Origin of the sequence: Nannocystis sp. RBIL2 (assembly GCF_026626745.1) — a bacterium.
GTDB lineage: Bacteria > Myxococcota_A > Polyangia > Nannocystales > Nannocystaceae > Nannocystis.
In genome coordinates this window covers 1321729-1341343 of sequence record NZ_JAPNJW010000002.1, presented here as the reverse complement: position 1 = coordinate 1341343, position 19615 = coordinate 1321729, and the positions used below count along the sequence as shown (strand labels likewise).

General features: G+C 72.9%; 12 protein-coding genes. 5 read left to right on the top strand and 7 right to left on the bottom strand.

Features of this window, described 5'->3' with window-relative positions:
* Positions 1 to 10 precede the first annotated feature (10 nt).
* Both OV090_RS30515 and OV090_RS30510 read right to left on the bottom strand, forming a co-directional pair.
* Complete coding sequence (locus tag OV090_RS30515; RefSeq protein ID WP_267708167.1) at positions 11 to 1423, bottom strand: DUF1552 domain-containing protein; 1413 nt, start codon at positions 1421 to 1423, stop codon at positions 11 to 13.
* 5 nt (positions 1424 to 1428) lie between these two features.
* Complete coding sequence (locus OV090_RS30510) at positions 1429 to 3207, bottom strand: DUF1592 domain-containing protein (protein ID WP_267708166.1); 1779 nt, start codon at positions 3205 to 3207, stop codon at positions 1429 to 1431.
* Between the two features lie 143 nt (positions 3208 to 3350).
* Here OV090_RS30510 and msrB point away from each other — a divergent pair, with 143 nt between their 5' ends.
* Positions 3351 to 3761, top strand: a complete 411-nt coding sequence (gene msrB, locus OV090_RS30505; protein ID WP_267708165.1) for a peptide-methionine (R)-S-oxide reductase MsrB — start codon at positions 3351 to 3353, stop codon at positions 3759 to 3761.
* A 14-nt stretch (positions 3762 to 3775) separates the two neighbouring features.
* Here the strand turns inward: msrB and OV090_RS30500 are convergent, their stop codons facing one another.
* The 5 genes from OV090_RS30500 to OV090_RS30480 form a co-directional block, all read right to left on the bottom strand.
* Positions 3776 to 4369 (bottom strand): hypothetical protein, encoded by a 594-nt coding sequence (locus tag OV090_RS30500; protein ID WP_267708164.1) that lies wholly within the window; start codon positions 4367 to 4369, stop codon positions 3776 to 3778.
* Positions 4370 to 4875: 506 nt separating this feature from the next.
* Positions 4876 to 5856: a hypothetical protein gene (locus OV090_RS30495; protein WP_267708163.1), complete on the bottom strand. Its 981-nt coding sequence runs from the start codon at positions 5854 to 5856 to the stop codon at positions 4876 to 4878.
* Between the two features lie 211 nt (positions 5857 to 6067).
* Positions 6068 to 7180, bottom strand: coding sequence for a ribosome small subunit-dependent GTPase A (gene rsgA, locus OV090_RS30490; protein WP_267708162.1), 1113 nt, complete (start codon positions 7178 to 7180; stop codon positions 6068 to 6070).
* A complete protein-coding gene (locus OV090_RS30485; RefSeq protein ID WP_267708161.1) occupies positions 7177 to 8664 on the bottom strand; it encodes a WG repeat-containing protein in 1488 nt (495 codons plus the stop codon). The genes rsgA and OV090_RS30485 overlap by 4 nt, the downstream gene beginning before the upstream one ends.
* A gap of 91 nt (positions 8665 to 8755) precedes the next feature.
* The gene (locus tag OV090_RS30480) at positions 8756 to 9415 is read right to left on the bottom strand and encodes a sigma-70 family RNA polymerase sigma factor (RefSeq protein ID WP_267708160.1); all 660 of its coding nucleotides are present in this window, start codon (positions 9413 to 9415) and stop codon (positions 8756 to 8758) included.
* A 73-nt stretch (positions 9416 to 9488) separates the two neighbouring features.
* Between OV090_RS30480 and OV090_RS30475 the strand changes: the two genes are divergently transcribed.
* From OV090_RS30475 to OV090_RS30460, 4 genes are all read left to right on the top strand, one after another.
* Positions 9489 to 12950, top strand: a complete 3462-nt coding sequence (locus OV090_RS30475; RefSeq protein WP_267708159.1) for a protein kinase — start codon at positions 9489 to 9491, stop codon at positions 12948 to 12950.
* 413 nt (positions 12951 to 13363) lie between these two features.
* On the top strand, positions 13364 to 14365 hold the full coding sequence (locus OV090_RS30470) for a hypothetical protein (protein WP_267708158.1): 1002 nt from the start codon (positions 13364 to 13366) through the stop codon (positions 14363 to 14365).
* A 94-nt stretch (positions 14366 to 14459) separates the two neighbouring features.
* Positions 14460 to 16301 (top strand): c-type cytochrome domain-containing protein, encoded by a 1842-nt coding sequence (locus OV090_RS30465; RefSeq protein WP_267708157.1) that lies wholly within the window; start codon positions 14460 to 14462, stop codon positions 16299 to 16301.
* A gap of 210 nt (positions 16302 to 16511) precedes the next feature.
* Positions 16512 to 19403, top strand: coding sequence for a serine/threonine-protein kinase (locus OV090_RS30460; RefSeq protein ID WP_267708156.1), 2892 nt, complete (start codon positions 16512 to 16514; stop codon positions 19401 to 19403).
* Positions 19404 to 19615: the final 212 nt, after the last annotated feature.

The window sequence follows — 19615 nt, the reverse complement described above, 5'->3', positions numbered from 1 at the left end:
GACCTGTCTCTCAGGCCAGCAATTCGGCGTACTCGCCCTGTTCGAGGCCGGCGCGGCCGAACTGGGTGACCGGGCCGCCGTTTTCGGTGCAGCCGACGGCGTTGAGCAGGGTGATGAGCAGGCGGTTGTGCGGGTGGGTCTGGACCCACGGGTCCTGGCCGCCGATGAGGTCGATGTAGTGACCCTGCTTGAGGTAGCCGCCGGCGCCGCCGGCGATGATGACGGGCAGGTCGAGGTACGAGTGGGCCTTGCCGTCGGACAGCTCGTTGAACCAGGCGACCGCGCTGTTGTCGAGCACGGTGCCGTCGCCCTCGCTGTACGAGGACAGACGGTCGAGAAGGTGGCGGTACTGCTCGGCGTGCCAGCGATCGATCTGGGTCAGCATCTCGAGGTAGCCGGCGACCTCCTCGCCCGAGTTGTCGTCCTTGGTGTTGCCGTGCGACAGCTTGTGGTGGTTGAACTCGTGGTTCATGCCGTCCCACTTGTAGATCGGGCCGCCGGAGCCCGAGGCCCACTGGATGCTGCCGACGCTGGTGGCCCCGCAGGCGATCGCCATGGCGAGGATGTCGAGCTGCATCAGGCCGATGGCCTTGAACTGCCAGTCCTCGAGCACCGAGTCGGGGTCGATGGCCTCGATCTCGGCGGCCCGCGCCGGGTCGAGGGCGCACTCGATGAGGCCGTTGCCGACCATGTCGATCTCGAGGTCGCGGATCGAGTCGGCGTGCATCTCGAGCTTCTGAGCGTCGGCCTGGCTGAGGTTCTTGGCCTTGAGCGCCTTGAACTCCTCCTCGACGAGGTCGAGCACGCTCTGCCGGCGCGTGGCGATCTGCATCTTGACCGCCTCGTCGAGGCCGCCCAGGCCCATGAGGTCCTGGTAGGTCAGCCACGGGTTGCCCTCGGGCGTGACCGGGGTGTTGTTGCCGGCGTAGGAGATGTGGCCGAGCCAGTTGGTGTGACGCCAGCCGACCGAGAGCGTCATCGACGGGCTGCCGTCCTTGTTGAGCTCCTGGGCGGCGCGCTGGTCGACGGAGATCCCGCGGGCGTAGAGGGTGCCCGGGTCGAGGGCCTCGGCGGTGAGCTTGTGGCCCATGCCCTTGGCGTGGTCGTCCCCGGGGGTGTCGGCGTCCTGGCCCCAACCCTTGGGCACCATGTGCATGCCGCGAGGGATCAGCAGCTTGCCGGCGTAGTCGGCCAGCGCCTCGATGCTGGTGCCCATCAGCGAGGCGGCCGTCAGCGGGCCGGGCGTGGCGGGGAAGAAGGTCTCCATGTTGACGCCGTTGCACATGAAGAACACGACCAGCCGCTTGCCGCCGGGCTCGGCCGCCCGGGCGGTCTTGACGAAGCGCCGCCAGCCGAGCGACTCGAGGATGGGCAGCGCGACCGCGACTCCGCACGCGCCTCGCAGGAAGTTGCGCCGTCTCATGGTCATCACTCCTCCACCGCGCGGAAGCGGAAGGTTCGGGTCAGGGTGAGGGACACCAGCAGCTCCTTGATGTTGTAGCCCGAGGCCGCGAGCTCGGCGTCGAGGGCGTCGATCGTGCAGCGATCGATGGGGGCGACGTCGCGGCCGTAGCCGTAGCGGAACCAGTTGGTGAGGTAGCAGCGGGTGCCGTTGGCGGACTCGCCGATCTGGCCCACCATGTCGACCGCGTCGGTGAACGAGAGCAGCCAGGCGCCCGAGACGGCCTCGCCGCTGGCGTCGACCGGGGCGCCGTTGTCGAGGTCGCGCCACTTGCCGAGCGCGTCGTAGTGCTCGAAGGCGAAGCCGGGCGGGTTGATGATGCCCTTGTGGCAGCCGGCGCAGTACGGGTCCTGCTGGGTGTGAGCCTCGACCTGATCGCGGGTGGTGACGATGTCGTCGCCGAGCGGGGGCAGGTTGGGATCGATGCCGCCGGGCGGGGGCGGCGGCGGGGTGCAGAGGATCTGCTTCTGCACGAAGGCGCCGCGGAAGATCGGCGACGACATGCTCTGGTAGGCGTGGGTGGCGAGGAAGCTCGGCTGGGTGAGGATGCCGGCGCGCTTCTGCGGGTCGAGGGCGGCCTCGGTGAACTCGGCGCCGAACTGGCCCTGCAGGCCGTAGAGCGCGGCGAGCTCGGCGTTGACGAAGGTGACCGGGGCGGTGAGCAGGGCGGCGTAGTCGCCCTCGAGCTCGAACACGACGTGACGCACGAACCGCTGGGTCTCCTCGCGCATGGCGTGGGCGAGGGCCTTGTTGAACTCGGGGTAGAGGTCGGTGTTCTTCTGGAGGTTGTCGACCTTGTCGAGCTCGAGCCACTGGCGGTGGAAGTCGGCGACCGGCGCCTCGGCCTTGGGGCTGTCGAGCAGGCGCCGCGCCTGCGCCTCGACGCCCTCGGCGGTGTCGAGCTCGCCGGCCTCGGCGGCGGCGAGCAAGGTGTCGTCGGGCATGCTGCCCCACAGCAAGTAGGACAGGCGCGAGGCGAGCTCGTAGCCGGCGAGCGGGATGACCTTGCCGCTGTCGACGCTGTCGCTCAGCTCGACGCGGTAGAGGAAGTGACCCGACTGCAGCATGGCCTCGACGATGAAGCGGATGCCCTGCTCGAACGGGGTGCCCTCGGGGTAGAGGCCGGCGCCCTGGCTGAACAGGCCGCTGTAGGTGGTCTGCTCGGTCGGGGTGAGCGGGCGACGGAAGGCGCGGCGGCCGAACTCGGCGACGAACTGCGCGGCGCACTGCGAGCCGTCGCCCTCGGGCTGGCACGGGAGCAGGACGGCGAGGGCGTCGGGCTTGGTGGCCTCGCCGGCGAGGCGCTCGGCGGCGCGGCGATAGTCGCGGCCGAGGCGGTCCTTGACGACCATCTGCTGGGCGTTGTTGTCGAAGCCGGCGACCGCAGGGTCGGCCAGGAACTCGGCCGAGGGCCGCGGGTCGAGGTTCAACTTCAGGAGGTCGGCGACGGTGAGGTCGTACTGCGAGTGGGTGAGCCGCACGAGCCGCGGCATCGGCCCGGGCTGCGGGCCCTCGTCGCACGAGACTGGCTGGCTGCCGCCGGTCGGATCGTCGCTGGTGTCGGTGCCGCCCTCGGTCGGATCGCCGCCGTCGGTCCCGGCAGAACCCTGGGTCGGCCCGGGGTTCTCCGTGGCGCCGACGGTCGCGGTGGCATCGTCGTTACCGCCTCCGCCTCCGCCGCCGCAGCCGATCGCCGGCGCGAACAGGGCCAGCGCGGCCAGGTATCGTGGTAGGGATCGTGACACTCGGTCGCCTCCTGGGAAGCCACGGTAGAGGCCGGCCAGAGGGCTTGCAACGCACAATCGGCGGGGGGCCGACGGCCCCCGGGGGACCCGCGTCGAGGTCGCGGCAGGCGGCCCCGAGGGCGCGGACGCGCTATGGTCCGGGCATGTCCGAACGAGAGGTAGAGAAGACCGACGCGGAGTGGCGCGCGACGCTGAGCCCGGAGCAGTACAGGGTGCTGCGGCAGGCGGGGACCGAGCGCGCGTTCACGGGCGCGTACTGGGACGAGAAGGCGCCGGGTCAGTACCGCTGCGCCGGCTGCAAGGCGCTGCTGTTCGACGCGACGACGAAGTTCGACTCGGGCTGCGGCTGGCCGAGCTTCTTCGACGCGGTCGACCGCTCGGCCATCGAGGAGCGGGTCGACTCCAGCCACGGGATGCGGCGCGTCGAGGTGCTGTGTCGCCGCTGCGGCGGCCACCTGGGCCATGTGTTCCCCGATGGTCCGCAGCCGACACGTCTGCGTTATTGCATCAACTCGCTGAGCCTCGACTTCGAGCGCGAGGGCGGATCGCAGTAGGCCGATCTCGCCGCTCAGTCCGACAGCCAGTGGCTGCGAAAACGGGCGCCGTCCCAGTAGACGAGCGCGCTCGAGGACTCGAGCTTCATCATGACGATGCCGTCGCCCTGGAGCGCCGGGGCCTTGCCGCCGGGCCCCCCGGGCACGGAGGTGCCGCGGTCGTGGACGTACCAGGCGTCGCGCGCGGGCAAGGTGAGGCCGGCCTTGGGGTCGTCGTCGAGCCAGACCGCGGGGCGACCGCCGCCGCGCAGCACGACCAGCCGTGGCAGCGCGCCAGCGCCGAGCTTGGACACGACGCTGACCAGATAGTCGGGCGCGGCGTCGCCGTCGAAGTCGCCGCGCAGGTAGAACGGGTTGATGCCGCGATCGATGGCGTGGTCGGCCCAGATCTTGGCCGCGGCGCCGCGCTCGAGCAGCTCGGGCGGGGTGTTGGCGTCGCCGAGGCGATCGGCGAGCGCGGCGTCGTCCTGGGCCGGCGGTGGCGGCGGCGGCGGCGCGGCAGGCGTGGGCTCGGCCTTCGCGGGCGCGGGCGAGGGGACCGCGGCCGGCGCAGTGCAGGCGAGGACGGACAGGCCGAGGGTGACGAGGAGGTCGATGCGGGCGCTCATGAGGAGGAGGCGGAGCGTCACGACAACGGCGGCGGCCGGCGGCGCATTCCGTCGCGCTTCGGGATAGCACGCACGTCGGCGACGCCCAGCCGCACGGCCTTGGCGCCGGACGCAGCAGCGTCGACCAGAGCGGCAGCGGCGAGGGCGCGGATGGCGGCGAGCGGGCTCGGCCGTGGGCGGGACGTCGCACGGGGTGTGACGAAAGACATGGCGCTTTCGCCAGTGTTCGATGGACATGTCGCATCGGGCATGTTCGATGCGACATGTCTCAGCCAGGTTCGCTCCGGCGGAGATGTCGATAGGACATGGGTTTTAAGACATGTCCTATTGGACATGCGAAGGAAGGGTGCGCTCGGGCTCGCTCGGCGGAGCTTGCGAACATGGATGTCTTACAGGACATGTCCTTGCGGTCAATGTCAGGGCAGGGACGCCCGGGCTCGCTCGGCAGAGCTTGAGAAAGTACATGTCTTCCAGGACATGCCCTCGGGGTCATGTGCTTGGACCGCTCAGCGATCGCGCGCGGGCGAGAAGCCGGGGCCGGGGTCGGGGCCGATCGGGGTCGGGCTCGGCGGCGGATCGGGGGGCGGCGGCTCGGGGACGGTCTGCGGCGCGGCGTCGGTGGTGCCGAGCTCGGTCTCGGCGCTGACGTCCTCGGGCAGCACGGGGGCGTCGTAGGGGCGGAAGCGGGTCTTGCCGGCGCGGCCGGCGTTGAGGCGGTCGAGCTCGGCGTCGGTGAAGGCCTGCGGCGAGCCGTACGGCGCGACCTGGCGGACGAACGCCTCGATCTTGGCGCGGGCGGTGCGGGCGATGTCGAGGCGCATGCGATCGACCTCGGTGCGGCGGGTGGTGGTCGGGTCCTCGCACTCCTCCCAGCGTTCGAAGATCCGCCGCTTGCGCTCGATCAGCGGCAGCTTGGCGTCGCGCCAGACCTCGAGCAGCTGGCCGCCGAGGTCGGCGAGCTCGCTGCGCAGGCGCTGCTTGTACCAGGCGTTGGCGAGGTGGAAGCGCAGCTGCTCGGTGGCGACCATGAAGGCTTGCTTGGCGCTCTTGTGGCGGTTCTTGCGGCGGCCGTCGGCGAGGCCGCCGAAGCGGGCGCCGAAGCCGGCGAGGATCGGGGCGGCGCCGTACGGGGCAGCGCGCCGGGGAAACAGCGCCTCGTCGATGACGCCCATGAACCACGGCGGGTGACGCTCGGGCTCGGGCTCGCGGAGGCGGCGGCGCCACAGGTCGAGGCCGAGGAAGTTGATGTCGGCGGTGCCCCCGTGGTCGCGGAACTCGACCGAACCGTCGGGTTGGATGATGGCGGTGAAGCCGTCGCCGCGGTGCTTCAGGCGACCGGCGCCGTCGGGCTCGAGGTCGACCGAAGGCCGCGGGATGTTCGGCGGTAGCTTGGCCGGAGCAGCGTGGACGTCCGGCGCGACCGACAGGCCCAGCACGATCGCGCTCGCGCGGACGAGACGGGGCAGGGGCGGGAGGCGCGGACGCATCGACGAGCTCCGGCACAACACGGCGGGCTGGGCCGGCATTTCTGCGGTCGTCGCCGCCGGGCGTGGACCCTTCGAGTTCATCGCTGAACGCGGTGGCTGTAAAGCGGCGCGGAGGTCGCTAGGGAGCGCGAGGCTGAGCCGGAGGACCGAGGGGATCGAGGTACGCGAGGGACGTAGCTCGCCGGTGATTGCGAGGGTGGCCGGGGACGGGTCAGTCGCGCTGGCCGCGGGTGCGCGGGTCCTTGTAGTAGGCGCGCAGGACCCGGTGGTCGGCCTTGCGGGCGCGGTTTCGCGCGGCGGTCTCACGGTCGCGCGCCAGCGAGGCGAGCTCGGCGACCAGCTTGCGGTAGCTGTCGAGGCGCTCGGGCTCGATCTGGCCGGCGGCGGCGGCGGCCACCACGGCGCAGCCGGGCTCGTGGGCGTGGGTGCAGTCGCGGAAGCGGCAGCCCTCGGCGACCGCGGCGATGTCGGCGAAGGCCTCGGGCACGCTCTCGTCGGCGTTCCACAGGCCGAGCTCGCGCATGCCGGGGGTGTCGATGACGAGGCCGCCGCGCGGCAGCACCAGCAGCTCGCGGTGGGTGGTGGTGTGGCGGCCCTTGCCGTCGTCGCGCAGGCCGCCGGTGCTGAGCCGGTCCTCGCCGAGCCAGCGGTTGATGAGCGTGCTCTTGCCGACGCCCGAGACGCCGATCAACGCGGTGGTCTGCGGGCGGGCGACGTAGGCGTCGAGCTCGTCCAGGCCCTGGCCGCTGACGCTCGACAGCACGTGGATCGGGATGGTCCGCTCGCCGGCGACGCGGGCGAGCAGCGGGCGGATGGCCGAAAGGACAGGTTCGGCGCTGTCGACCAGGTCGGCCTTGGTCAGCGCGATCACCGGAGCGGCGCCGCTGGCGAGGGTGATGGCGAGGTAGCGCTCGAGCCGGCGCAGGTTGGGCGCCTGGTCGAGCGGGTGGACGATGAAGACGCTGTCGACGCCAGCGGCGACGATCTGCGGGGCGGCGGCGCCGCGACCGGCAGCGCGGCGGGTGAGGACGGTCTTGCGCGGCAGGACAGTATGGATGGTGGCGGTGCCGGCGGCGGCGTGGACGTCGAGCGCGACCCAGTCGCCGACGGCCGGCTTCTGCATGGCGTCCTTGGCCGCGGCCTTGCGCAGCTTGCCGGCCAGCTCGCCGCGCAGTTCGCCGGCGGCGGCGAGGACCACGTAGCCGCCGCGGTGCTCGGCGGCTACGCGGCCAGGCAGGTTGCCGTCGCCGCGGTTGGCCGCCCAGGCAGCGGCGGCGTGCTCGTCCCAGCCGAGGCGCGCCAGCGGATCTGGCGCTTCGGTCATGTCTTTTTGCTCATGTTGATGATGACCTTCTTCGACCCGGTATGGATCACGGGGCGCGGGTCGGCGAACTTGCGCACGCAGGCGACGCCGTCGCCGAACGGGCCCGCGCCCTCGTAGATCGGCTCGATGACGATGCGGCCGGCGCGGTCGATGAAGCCCCACTTGTGGTCGACGCGCACGGCGGCCAGGCCCTCGCTGAAGCTCTGGGCCAGGTCGAAGCGCGGCTCGATGACCAGGCGGCCCTCGCGGTCGATAAAGCCGGTCTTGGCGCCGACGCCGACCGGGGCCAGGCCCTCGGCGAAGTTGCCGGCGCGGAGGAAGCGGAAGTCGACGGCGGCGGTGCCGCTCTTGTCGCAGTAGCCGTACTGGCCGCTGTCGCCGACGGCGGCGAGGTCCTCGTGGAAGTCGCCGGCGTCGGTGAAGCGCGGCTCGATGGCCCAGGCGCCGGTGACGTCGATGAAGCCGAACAGGTCGTCCTGCTGGACGCAGGCGAGGCCCTCGCAGAACTCGCCGGCGTAGTCGAAGCCGGCGGGCACGACGACCTGGCCGGTGCGATCGATGTAGCCCCACGCGGGCACGCCCATCCGCGACAGCGCGCGGAACGGGGCCCGACCCTCGGCGAACCGGCCGAGCTGCGAGGCCTGCGGCGGGGCCGGGACGAACGCGCCGGCGCGGTCGCAGTAGCCGGTCTGGTCGCCGAGCTGCACGCACGCGAGGCCGTCGGCGAAGCTGGCGGCGGCGGCGAAGCGGGCCGGGATGACGAGCTCGCCGCGGACGTCGATGAAGCCCCAGCCGCCGTCGAGCTTGACCGCCGCGAGGCCCTCGCTGAAGCCGAGCGTCAGCGCGTAGGCCGGGGCGATGGCGACCTCGCCGGTGGCGCGGACGAAGCCGAAGCGGTCGCCGTCGCGGAACGGCAAGAGGCCGCTGGCGTGGGGCAGGGCGAACCGCAGCGACGAGGCGGCGAGCACCTGCCCGCCCGGGTCGATCAGCAGGAACGCGCCCGGCTCGCCGTGCGGGTTGACGTAGGGGAAGTCGATGTTGCGCAACAAGGCGCCCATCAGCGCGTCTGGCGATTCGGACAGGTCGGCGCCGGACTCGACGCGGCTGGCGACGCGGTCGAGGAGGGCCACGACTTCCTTCATGCCGATCGGCGCGTCGCCGAGGTAGGTGCCGAACTCGTGGCCGAGCCGCAACGTGCAGCGCGACTTCTTCTTCGGGCCCTCGAGCACCTCGATCTCGTGCTGGTAGTCGGCCATCGCGTCGCCGTGCAGGCCGGTCGCCGCCTTGAAGCCGTACTGCGCCAGGCGGCCGAGGATGTCGCCGTAGACCTCGGGCGGCAGCTGCACCTCGCAGTGGCGGCCCTGCGAGGTCCACGTCGCCCGTCCGTCGGGCTCGAGCGTCAGCGTGTCGACCTCGCTCGAGTGGCGGGAGCCGACGCGATAGACGATCTGGGTCGCACGGCTGAGGGTGCCGGTGGCGTTCATCTCGGGGTCCTCGGGGGGCCCGACTATAGCGCGGCGGTCCACCGCAGGAGGCCGGCGAAGCAGCCTCGCGGCCGGCCGCCGGCGCGCGCGCTCACGAGCCGGTCGCGGCCGGGCCGGCGTCGCCGTCGTCGCGGTCGAGGGCGCGGCGGATGCTGGCGGCCCAGCCTTCGAGGTCGGTGAGGGTGGCCTGGAGCTCGGCCGGCGAGCGGGCCAGCTCGGCGAGGCGGGCCCGCAGCTGGTCCTTGCCGAGGCGCAGCCGGCCGCGCACGGTGCCCTCGGGCACGCTGAGCAGCTCGCTGATCTCGCGCCCCGACAGGCCTTCGAAGATGTTGAGCTCGAGCACGATTTGCTGGTCGAGCGGGATCTCTCGCAGCGCCAGCACGAGCAGCTGGGCCTCGCGCCGGCGCATGACGATCGAGCTCATCGACGACGGCGACAGATCCTTGGCGCACAGCGCCCCGAAGTCGAGCGCCTCGCCCTGACGCTTGTGCTTGGTGCGGATGTAGAGGCGCAGCACGTTGAGGGCGATGGCGAAGACGAACCGCTTGAAGCTGGTCTCGCCGCGGAAGCCGTCCTTCGCCTTGGTGCACTCGAGGAAGGTCTGACTGACGAGGTCGGCGGCGTCGTGCTCGCTCGAGACCTTGTTGCGGAAGAAGCGGGCGATCGCGCCGAAGTGTCGCTTCACCAGCCGCTCTCCCGCGCCGCGATCACCGCTGCGCCAGGCCGAGAGCAGTTCCCAGTCGGGGTCCATGGCGCCTCGATCTTACCTCCGATCGCGCCGCCCGCGGGGCCGCTCCGCCTGTTATCTTCTCTGCGATCCGACGATGTCGACGCCGCCCCACACGCCGCCCGACACGCCTCCCGATGCGAGGGCCGCCCGCGGCGCAGGTGCGGGCACGTGGGGGGACGTCGACGTCCATCGTCTCCACGCGCGCGTGATGGGTCGGCTGTTCGGCGAGCCGGCCGCGCCCACCATGATCGGCCGCTTCCACGTCGAGCGCCGGCTCGGGGAGGGGGCCATGGGCGTCGTGTATGCGGCCGTCGACGCCCAGCTCAATCGCCGCGTCGCCATCAAGCTGCTGCACCCGCACCTCCAGGGTGACGACCAGGGTCGCGCCCGCCTGCTGCGCGAGGCCCGGGCGATGGCACGCCTCGAGCACGAGCACGTGGCGCGGATCTACGAGGTCGGCGCGTGGGGCGACCAAATTTACATCGCCATGGAGCTGATCGAGGGCGTGACCCTCGAGGCGTGGCTGCGCGAGCGCCCGCGGCCGTGGCAGGAGGTGCTCGCGGTGTACCTGCAGGCCGGGCGGGCGCTGGCCGCGGCGCATCACGCCAACCTGCTGCACCGCGACTTCAAGCCCGAGAACGTGCTCGTCGACAGCCGCGACCGCGCGCGCGTCCTCGACTTCGGGCTCACCTGCGCCCTCGATACCGGCGAGGCGCTCGACGACGAGCTGATGCCGCTGACGCGCACCGGCAGCATCCTCGGCACGCCGGCCTACATGGCGCCCGAGCAGCAGCGCACCGGCAACGCCGAGCCGCGCTCCGACCAATTCAGCTTTTGCGTGGCGCTGTTCGAAGGTTTGTTCGGTCTGCGGCCGTTCGGCTCGCTTCCGCGCTTCGGGCAGGTCGAGATCGCGCCCATTCCGCGCGAAAGTCGCGTGCCGTTGCGCGTGCGCCGCGCGATCGTTCGCGGGCTGTCCGAAAAGCCAGCCGAGCGCTGGCCGACGATGGAGGAGCTGCTCGCGGCCCTGCAGCCGCGGCGGCGCTTCGCCGAGGGCCCCGAGCCGGTGCCCGCGCGGACGTGGCTGATCGCCGGCGGCGCGGCGGCCACCGCGGCGGGGCTGGTCGCGCTCGGGGTGTCGCTGGCGCAGCCCGACGCCGGCGCAGGCGCGGACCCGCAAGCCGCCGCGCCCGACAGCGCCCCCGCGGACGCGCAGGCCGGCGAGCTGGCGGTCGAGCGCGCGGCCGCGGAGCGCCAGGCCCACGCGCTGCGGGTCCGCGACGCCGCGTTCTCGCTGCTGCCGCGCGACCCGACCGCCGCGGCGCTGCTGCTGCGCGAGCTCGACGAGCCGGGCGCGCTGGCCCAGCGCGTCCTGGCCGAGCCGATCAGTCAGGCGATCCTGCGCGGCCACGACGGCGCGGTGACTGCGGTGCGCTGGATCGAGGCTGTCCCGGGGGACAGGAGCGCGCCGGCTGGCGCGGTGCCGGGGGCGGTGGGGGCTGTCCGTGAGGACAGGTCGAGCGCGGAGGCAGGAGCTGTCCGCGAGGACAGGTCGAACGCGCCCCGGCGCGAGGTCGTGCTGGCGAGCGGGGCTGGATCTGCTGCGCCTGTCCTCAGGGACATGTCGAGCGCGCCCGCGCGCGAGGTCGTGCTGGCGAGCGCGGCTGGATCTGCTGCGCCTGTCCCCGGGGACAGGTCGAACGCGCCCGCGCGCGAGGTCGTGCTGGCGAGCGCGGCGGTGCCGGTCGCCGCTGCGTCTGTCCCTGCGGACAGGTCGATCGCGCGCAGGCGCGAGGTCGTGCTGGCGAGCGCGGCGGTGCCGGTCGCCGGGGCGCCTGTCCCGGGGGACACATCGGCTGTCCCGCAGGACAGCCCGCGGCCCGCCGCGGCCGCCGAAGATCTGCGCGGCGCGGTCGAGACGGTCGACGCCGCCGGCAACGTCCGCCGCTTCGCGCTCGCTGGCGGGCCGCCGACGCCGGGGGCAGGCGGCTCCGCGCCCGATCCGCGGCGCGGCCCCGGCGGCGAGCAGCTCCGCACCGATGCGCGCGGCGGCGTCTCGCTGGTCGCGGTCGATCGGGTCACCCCCCTGCGCGGCGTCGCCGGTCCGCTCGCAGAGGTCGCCTGGAGCCCTGACGGCGCGCGCGTGGCCGCGGCCGGTCCGCGCGGCGAGGTCTGGGTGGTCGCGGAGGGGCGCGCGGTCGCGGTCGTCGCTCGCGGCGCGGCCGTGGGCGCTCTGGCCTGGGACCGCAACGGACGCCAGCTGGCGATCGGCCGCGACGACGGCGGCGTCGAGGTGTGGCGGGTCGACGGCACCCCGCGGCGGGTGGCCGCGGTGGTCGGTGACGGCGGCGTCACCGGCCTGGCTCTCGGGACAGGTTGGTTCGCCAGCGGCAGCGACGACGGCAGCGCGCGGGTGTGGCGGATCGGCGGGACTGCGCGTCCGTACGTGCTGCGCGGGCACACCGGGCCGGTGCGGGCGCTGGCGTTCGCGCCGGTCGGCGTCCGCTTGATCACCGGCAGCGACGACGGCAGCGCGCGGGTGTGGCGGCTCGCGCCGGCCGCCCTGCGCGAGCACGACGTCGGCGCGACCGTGCACGCGCTCGCGTGGAGCCCCGACGGCACCGCTCTGGCCGCCGCCGGCGCGCGCAGCGTGTGGCTGCTGCCGACCGACGACGGCCCGGTGCGTCGGCGCGACCACGCCGGCACCGCGCTGGCGCTGGCCTGGCGGCGCGACGGGCAGGAGCTCGCGGTCGCCGACGACAGCGGCGTGGTCACCTGGATCCCCCGCGGCGAGGGGGCGACGCGGCGCGTCAGCGTCGATCGCCGCCCGGTGTCCGCGCTGGCCTGGGATCCTCGCGGCGATCGCCTGGCCGCCGGCGGCAGCGAGGGCGCGTTCTTCCTCTGGCCTTCGGGACATGACTTCAAGGACATGCTCGATCCGTCCCGCGCGCCGCAGGGCCGCGGGGCCATCACCGCCATGGGGTGGTCGCCGGTCGACGAGCGGCTGGCGGCGGTCACCGCCTCCGGCTTCGTGCTGGTGCGCGTCGAGCAGACGGTGTTCATCGAGCTCGGCCACCCGCTGCGCGCGCTGGCGTGGAGCCCCGCCGGCGACGCGCTCGCGGTCGCGGGCGAGGGCAGGGCGCTGATCCGCGTGGCGGCCGCCACCGGCGTGCGCACCGAGCTGGGGCGGGCCTCGGCGGCGCTGACGAGCGTGGCCTGGGACCCGCGCGACGGCTGGATCGTCGCCGGCGCGGCCGACGGCGCGCTCCTCTTCTGGTCGCTGCAGGGCGACGCCGGGCCCGAGCTGCTCGCGGGCCACGGCGGCGGCGTCAACGCCCTCGCGTACGACGCCGGCGGCGATCGCCTCGCCTCGGCCGGCGCCGACGGCCGCGTCGTGGTGTGGCCGCGGCCCGGCGAGGGCCTGCGCGCGCGCCTCGCCGCCGCCACGCGCGCGTGCCTGCTGCCCGCGGAGCGCCGGCGCCACCTCGGAGAGGCCGACGACGTCGCGGAGGCGCGGGCCGGCGCGTGCGAGCGTTCATTTGGTAATTCGAATTACTAAATGATCCCATGCGGCCCGACGGTGGCCGCAATACGTGCAGTCGTTCGCGCGGCGGCCTCTCGCCCCCAAGGTTCGCCGGCGACCCGGGCAACCACGCACCGCGGCGGAAAAATCGCCGTCATACGCCTGTTACACGGCTTTCGCGAATTTTCTGTCGGGGGCGGTGATCGATCGGGCGGGAGCCGTTACTCGAGTGACAGGTCGGGTCCCGCGGTCGTCGCGGACTTCCCGCCCATGCGCCACGGAAGGTGCTCTGCCATGGAGGCTGTCTTTTAGGCCAGGATGGCCAATCCTAATTCTCGCGGTCCGCCCAGGCCGTCGCCAGCCTTGTATGTCCCATGCAAGGCCGGCCTGTAGGACAGCATCGTCGCCGCGCGCCGCAATGACGCGGCCGCGGCCCTCAAGGAGAGCACATGTCGACAGTACGATCGCAGGGGCGCCGTTCGCTCCTGATGGTGGGGATCGCATTGTCCCTGGCGATGCCGGCGCCCGCGTGGGCCGGCCAGCCGGGGGAATCCACGAATGGATGGAAGACCGAATCGGCGGCCGCGCCGGCCGCAGATGACGACACCGTCGTCCTCGACGATTCGCCCGGGCCCGTGAAGAAGAACCGCGGGAGCGGCAAGAAGAAGGACAAGACCAAGGCGCAGCCGCGCGAGGCGATGATCAAGGCCCAGGTCGAGAAGGCCGAGGCCGAGCGCGCGCCGCTGCAGGACCAGGCGCAGCAGCTGTCCGACGCCGGCAACCTCGAGGGCGCCGTCGGCCTGCTCGCCGGCGGGGCCGAGGCCCTGCGCGACCCGGTGCTGCACCTCGCGGCCGCCGACGCCCGGCAGAAGCTCGCGCGCAAGCGCAGCGCCGACCAGGCCAAGGCCGAGTGGGAGGCCAGCCTGCGCCACATCGACCGCGCGGACGCGTTGCTCGCGGCCAACAGCGGCGGGGCGGTCGACGGCCTCCGCGTCAACCCGGACGACCTCGAGACGATGCACGCGTGGAGCACCGAGCTGCGGACCGCGGCCGACAGCGCGCTGCCGGACCTCGTGCGGCGCACCAACCCGGTCCGTCGCAACGCCCGCGGCGAGCTGATCGCCGGCTCGATCTTCCTCGCCGGCGGCCTCGCGGCCCTCGGCGTCATGGGCGGCGGCATCTACCTCAGCAAGTCGGCCGACCGCGAATTGCCGAAGGCGGATGGCAACCCCGAGTACCTCGCCCCGCTCGAGGCGCAGAAGAAGCAGGGCGACACGATGACCGCCGCGGGCGCGGTCGCCGGGGTCCTCGGCGTCGCGCTCGGCGTCACCCTGGTCGCTCTCGGCGCGACCGACCTCAAGAAGGCGCGCCAGGAGCAGCTCTCGCGCGTCCGCGTCGCGCCCGCCGTCTCGCCGACCTTCGGCGGCATGTTCCTGTCCGCGCGCTTCTGACCCCTGGCCCGAGGCCGCTGATCGTCGCCCTGGCCCGGGCTCCGCGATCCCCCACCTGTCCTACGGGCCACATGTTCCAGGAGCACCTTCGACCATGACTCAACGATTCTACTCATCGATCCCGCTGATCTCCGCCGCAGCGCTCGCGCTGATGGTGGGCGGCGCTTGCAAGACCGTCGTCCTGCCGGGCAACGACAGCGGCGACGAGACCGAGGGCACCGGGGGCACGACCGCCGGCGGCGGCACCGACGGCGGCAGCAGCACCGGCGGTGACGGCGAGCAGGGCGAGGCCAACTGCGGCGAGCTGTCGGCGCAGACCCTCAACATCCTCGACAAGAACTGCAAGCAGTGTCACGGGGCCGACAGCGCGGCCCTCGGCAGCATCAACTACATCACCAACCTCGACGCGCTGATCTCGAACGGCAAGGTCGTGCCCGGCGAGCCGAACAACTCGGCGATCTACCGCCGCATGGCCGCGACCATGCTGCCGATGCCGCCCGAGGGCCAGGAGCCGCGGCCGACCGAGGACGACATCCGCGCGGTCGAGCAGTGGATCGGCGAGTGCGCCGGCGTGACCGGGTGCGGCGAGAACCCGTGGATGACCCGCACGCAGGTGATCGACCTGATCCGCAACGACCTCCTCAACACGCAGGAGATCTCGGCGGACGCGCGGCCCTTCATCCGCTACTTCAGCCTGGTCCACCTCTACAACTACGGCTGGTGCGACGACCAGATCGACATCTACCGCCACGCCCTGTCGAAGCTGGCGAACAGCCTGTCGAACGAGATCAAGGTCGTGGCGCCGGTGGCGATCGATCCGGACAGGCTGATCTTCCGCATCGACATCCGCGACTACGACTGGGACGCGCCGGGCCGCGTGCTCGACATCGAGACCAACACCTTCGTCGAGGAGTTCCGCGACACCTGGGAGCTCATCGCCGACAAGGACCCGTACGCGATCGAGTTCATCGGCGACAGCGCCGAGGACGTGAAGCAGGCGACCAACACCAAGTTCTTCCTGCTGCAGGCCGACGCGTTTGTCGAGGTCTCGGCCCAGCCGCCGCTCTACCACGACATCCTGCGGATCCCGCGGACCCGCCAGGAGCTCGAGGCCAGCTTCGGCATCAACGTCGAGGGCAACGTCCAGGAGGAGATCGAGACCAACCCGAACCGGGTCGCGCGCGCCGCGTTCCACGAGTCGGGCGTGTCCGAGAACCACCGCGTGATCGAGCGCCACGACTTCCCGAACGCCAGCAACCGCGTCTACTGGATCAGCTACGACTTCCAGAGCAACGCCGGCGACGCCAACGTGTTCGTCGACCCGTTCAACTTCGTCGAGGACGGCAGCGAGATCATCTACAGCCTGCCGAACGGCCTCCAGGGCTACATGATCGTCGACGCGGTCGGCGTCCGCATCGACGACGCGCCGATCCAGATCGTGCAGGACAAGAACGCCCCCGACGGCGTGGTCCGCAACGGCAAGTCGTGCATGGGCTGCCACAACGTCGGCATGATCAACAAGGAAGACGACCTCCGCTGGGAGATCGACAACAACCTCGGCGAGGGCGACTTCGACGACAACGAGCTCGACGCCGTCCGCGCGCTCTACCCGAAGCGCGACGACTACAACGTCCTGCTCGGGCTCGACTCCGACCGCTTCAACCTCGCGGTCAAGGCGGCGGGCGTGCCGCTCGGCGGCGACAGGGAGCCGATCGTCACGGTGTTCAACGCCTTCGACGAGGACGTCGAGATCCGCCGCGCCGCCGCCGAGCTGTGGACCACCGAGACGACCCTGCGCGAGAAGCTCGGGCAGCTGAGCCCCGACCTCGACGACCTCGGCAAGAGCCAGACCGGCGTCCGCCGCGACGTGTTCACCGCCGCCTACTCCGACGCCATCTGCCAGCTCAAGGTCGGTATCACCAAGGCCTGCAAGTAATCCTCACCCACCAGACCGCCCGGGCAGATCTGGCGACCTGCCCGGGCGGTCGTCTGTCGGCTCGCGGACCTGTCTGAAAAGACATCTCGTGCGCCGGCCGCCGGGGGCGGGCATAGGTCCGCGCGTGGCCCGGCGCACGCAGAGTGGGGCGCTCGCGCCCGTGCGCGATAGCGTCCTCGCCGCAGGGGCACAGGTCGTGTACCGTCCTCCATGGTGGGTGCCCACTCGCCCGACGACAAGCGCTCCGGGCCCTCGGACCCGGACCTGCTCGCGACCACCGACACCAAGTCGCCGGCGCTGGACGTCACCGCCCGGGCTCGTCCGAGTCCGATCGAGGAGACGGCCCTCGCAGCACCTGGTCGAAGGGACAGCACGCCGGTTTACGCGGCCTCGGACGTCGGCCTGCGCGGCGCCGTGGCCCCGCTCGAAGACTCGCTGATCCGGCAGTCGCGCCGGATCGGCCGCTACGCGATCCTGAGCGAGCTCGGCGAGGGCGGCATGGGCGTCGTCCTGTCGGGCTACGACGAGGTGCTCGAGCGCCGCGTCGCCATCAAGGTCGTGCGCTCGCACCACCGCCAGGACGAGCGCCTGCAGGCCCGCCTGCTGCGCGAGGCGCAGGCGCTGGCTCGCCTGTCGCACCCCAACGTCGTCCAGGTCTACGAGGCCGGCACGCTCGGCGACGAGCTGTTCATCGCCATGGAGTTCGTCCGCGGCGTCACCCTGTCGGCCTGGCTGGAGGACCGCGAGCGCTCGCAGCAGGACATCCTCACCGTCTTCTCGGAGGCCGGGCGCGGCCTGGCCGCGGCGCACCGCGTCGGCCTCACGCACCGCGACTTCAAGCCCGGCAACGTCCTCGTCGACCTCGAGGGCCGCGTCCGCGTGGTCGACTTCGGCCTGGCCGCGCTCGCCGAGCAGGCCGAGCGGCCCGCGGGCGACGAGCTCGTCGACGTCGGCGTCGAGCGCACCGTCTTCTTCGCCGGCACCCCGGCGTACATGGCCCCGGAGCAATGGCTCGGCGGACAGGTCGACGCCCGCACCGATCAGTTCAGCTTCTGCATCGCGCTGTGGGAGGCGCTGTGGGGCTCGCGTCCGTTCTCCGGCAACACCGTCGACGAGCTGCGCGACCAGGTCCTGGTCGCCGACCTGCCCGAGCGCGTGCAGGTCGGCCCGCGCGTGGGCAAGCGGCTCTACCGGGTGCTCGCCCGCGGCCTCGCGCGTGTCCCCGACGCCCGCTACCCGAGCATGGACGCGCTGCTCGCCGACCTCGCCGGCCCGCAGGTGCGCGCGCGGCATGCCGTGGTCGGCCTCGGCCTCGGCGCGGTGATCGGCCTGGCCGCGGCCGCGTGGAGCTTCCAGGACGAGGGTCGCTGCCTCGGCGGCGAGGCGCGCATGGTCGGCGTGTGGGACCCGACCCGCCGCGACGCCGCCGCCGACGCCTTCGAGGCCAGCGGGCTCGACTTCGCCGACGAGGCGTGGACGCACGTGGCCGGTCGCCTCGACGCCCGCGCCGAGGCGATCGTGGCGATGCACCGCGACGCCTGCGAGGCCCACGCCCGCGGCGAGCAGTCGGAGCACCTGCTCGACCTGCGCATGGCCTGTCTTTCACGACATGTCCATGAGGTCAGGGCAGTCACCGACCTGCTGGTGGCCGCCGACGCCGGCGTGGTCGAGCGGGCGGTCGACGCAGTGGCCGCGCTGCCGCCGATCGAGCGCTGCGCCGACGTCGGGGTGCTGCGCGCCGAGGTGCCGCCGCCCGCCGATCCGGCCACCGCGCTGGCCGTCGACAACGTCCGCCGCGGGCTCGCCAACGTCGCCGCGCTCGAGCACACCGGTCGCTACGAGGCCGGCCTGCTCGGCGCCGACCAGGCCGTCGCCGCCGCCGAGGCCGCCGCCTACGCCCCCGCAGTCGCCGAGGCCCAGCTCGCGCGCGGCCGCTTGCTCGCGCTCGTCCAGCGCGACGCCGAGGCCGAGACCAGCCTGCGCGCCGCCTTCACCACCGCCACCGCCAGCCGCCAGGACGCGGTCGCGCGCGACGCCGCGGCCGCCCTGGTCGACACCCTCAACACTCTCGGCCGCCTCGACCACGCCGAGGTCTGGCTCGAGATCGCCGGCGCCGCCCAGACCCGCGTCCCCGACGACGGCGCCGCCGCCTTGCTCGCCCTCGCCCGCAGCAAGCTGCTGTGGTCGCTCGGGCGCTACGCCGAGTCCGAGGCGCTGATCGAGCGCAGCGTCGCCGCCTACGACGCCCTCCACGGCGCCGACAACCCGGCCACCGCGCGCGCCCGCCAGTGGTTCGGCACCGCCCTGTGGGCCCGCCAGGAGTTCGACCGCGCCAAGGCTGTCCTTCCGGACAGCCGCGCCCGCCTCGAGCGCGCCTTCGGCCCCGAGCACCCCGAGGTCGCCGCGGCCCTGCGCTACGAGGGCAACCTCTACTTCGTCCTCACCGACTTCGACGCCGCGCTGGCGACCTGGCGTCGCGGCCTCGACATCATCCTCCGCACCCGCGGCGAGGACGACCCGCTGGTGGTCGTGTTCCAGGGCAACATCGCCGCGGCGCTGGCCCGCGCCCGCCGCTCCATCGACGCCGTCGCCGCCTTCGAGGCGGTCGTGCGCTCGCTCGAGCGCCGCCACGGCCCCGACCACATCGAGCTGTGCACGCAGCTCGACAACCTCGCCGCGTCCTACCTCGAGGCCGGCCAGCTCGACCCGGCGCGCGCGGTCATCGACCGCTCGCTGGCGATCCGCCGCCGCGTCCTCGGCGAGGACCACGCCGAGGTCGCGCGCTCGCTGCTGGGCCTGGGCGAGTGGGGCCTCCACGCCAGGGACTACGCCACCGCCATCCCGGCTTTCGAGCGCGCCCTGGCGATCCGCGCCGGCACCGACGTCCACACGCTCCTGCGCGGCCGCGCCGAGTACGGCCTGGCCCGCGCGCTGTGGCTGTCCGAGCGCGACCGCGTCCGCGCCCGCGCGCTCATCGAGCAAGCCGTCGCCTCCTTCACCGCCCTGGGACCCGCCGGCTCGCTCGACCTCGCCGAGGCCACCGCGTGGCGCGACGAGAACGTCACGCCCGGCGGCGCCGCGGCGGTCCAGCCGAAGCGGTGAGGGCAGCCGGGCTGCTCGTTCGAGCATGTCCGATTTTACATGCTTTTAAAGGCATGTCGTTCGGGGCATGTCCAAAGGCGCAGCCGGATTGGCAAGCACGAGCAGGTTCATCGCAGCCCGGCGGCCAGCCAGGTGCAGCCGCGACTCGGCGCCGCGCGACCGCGAACCCGCCCGAGCGGCCACGACGACGAACTGCCGCCCGCCGGCGGCCA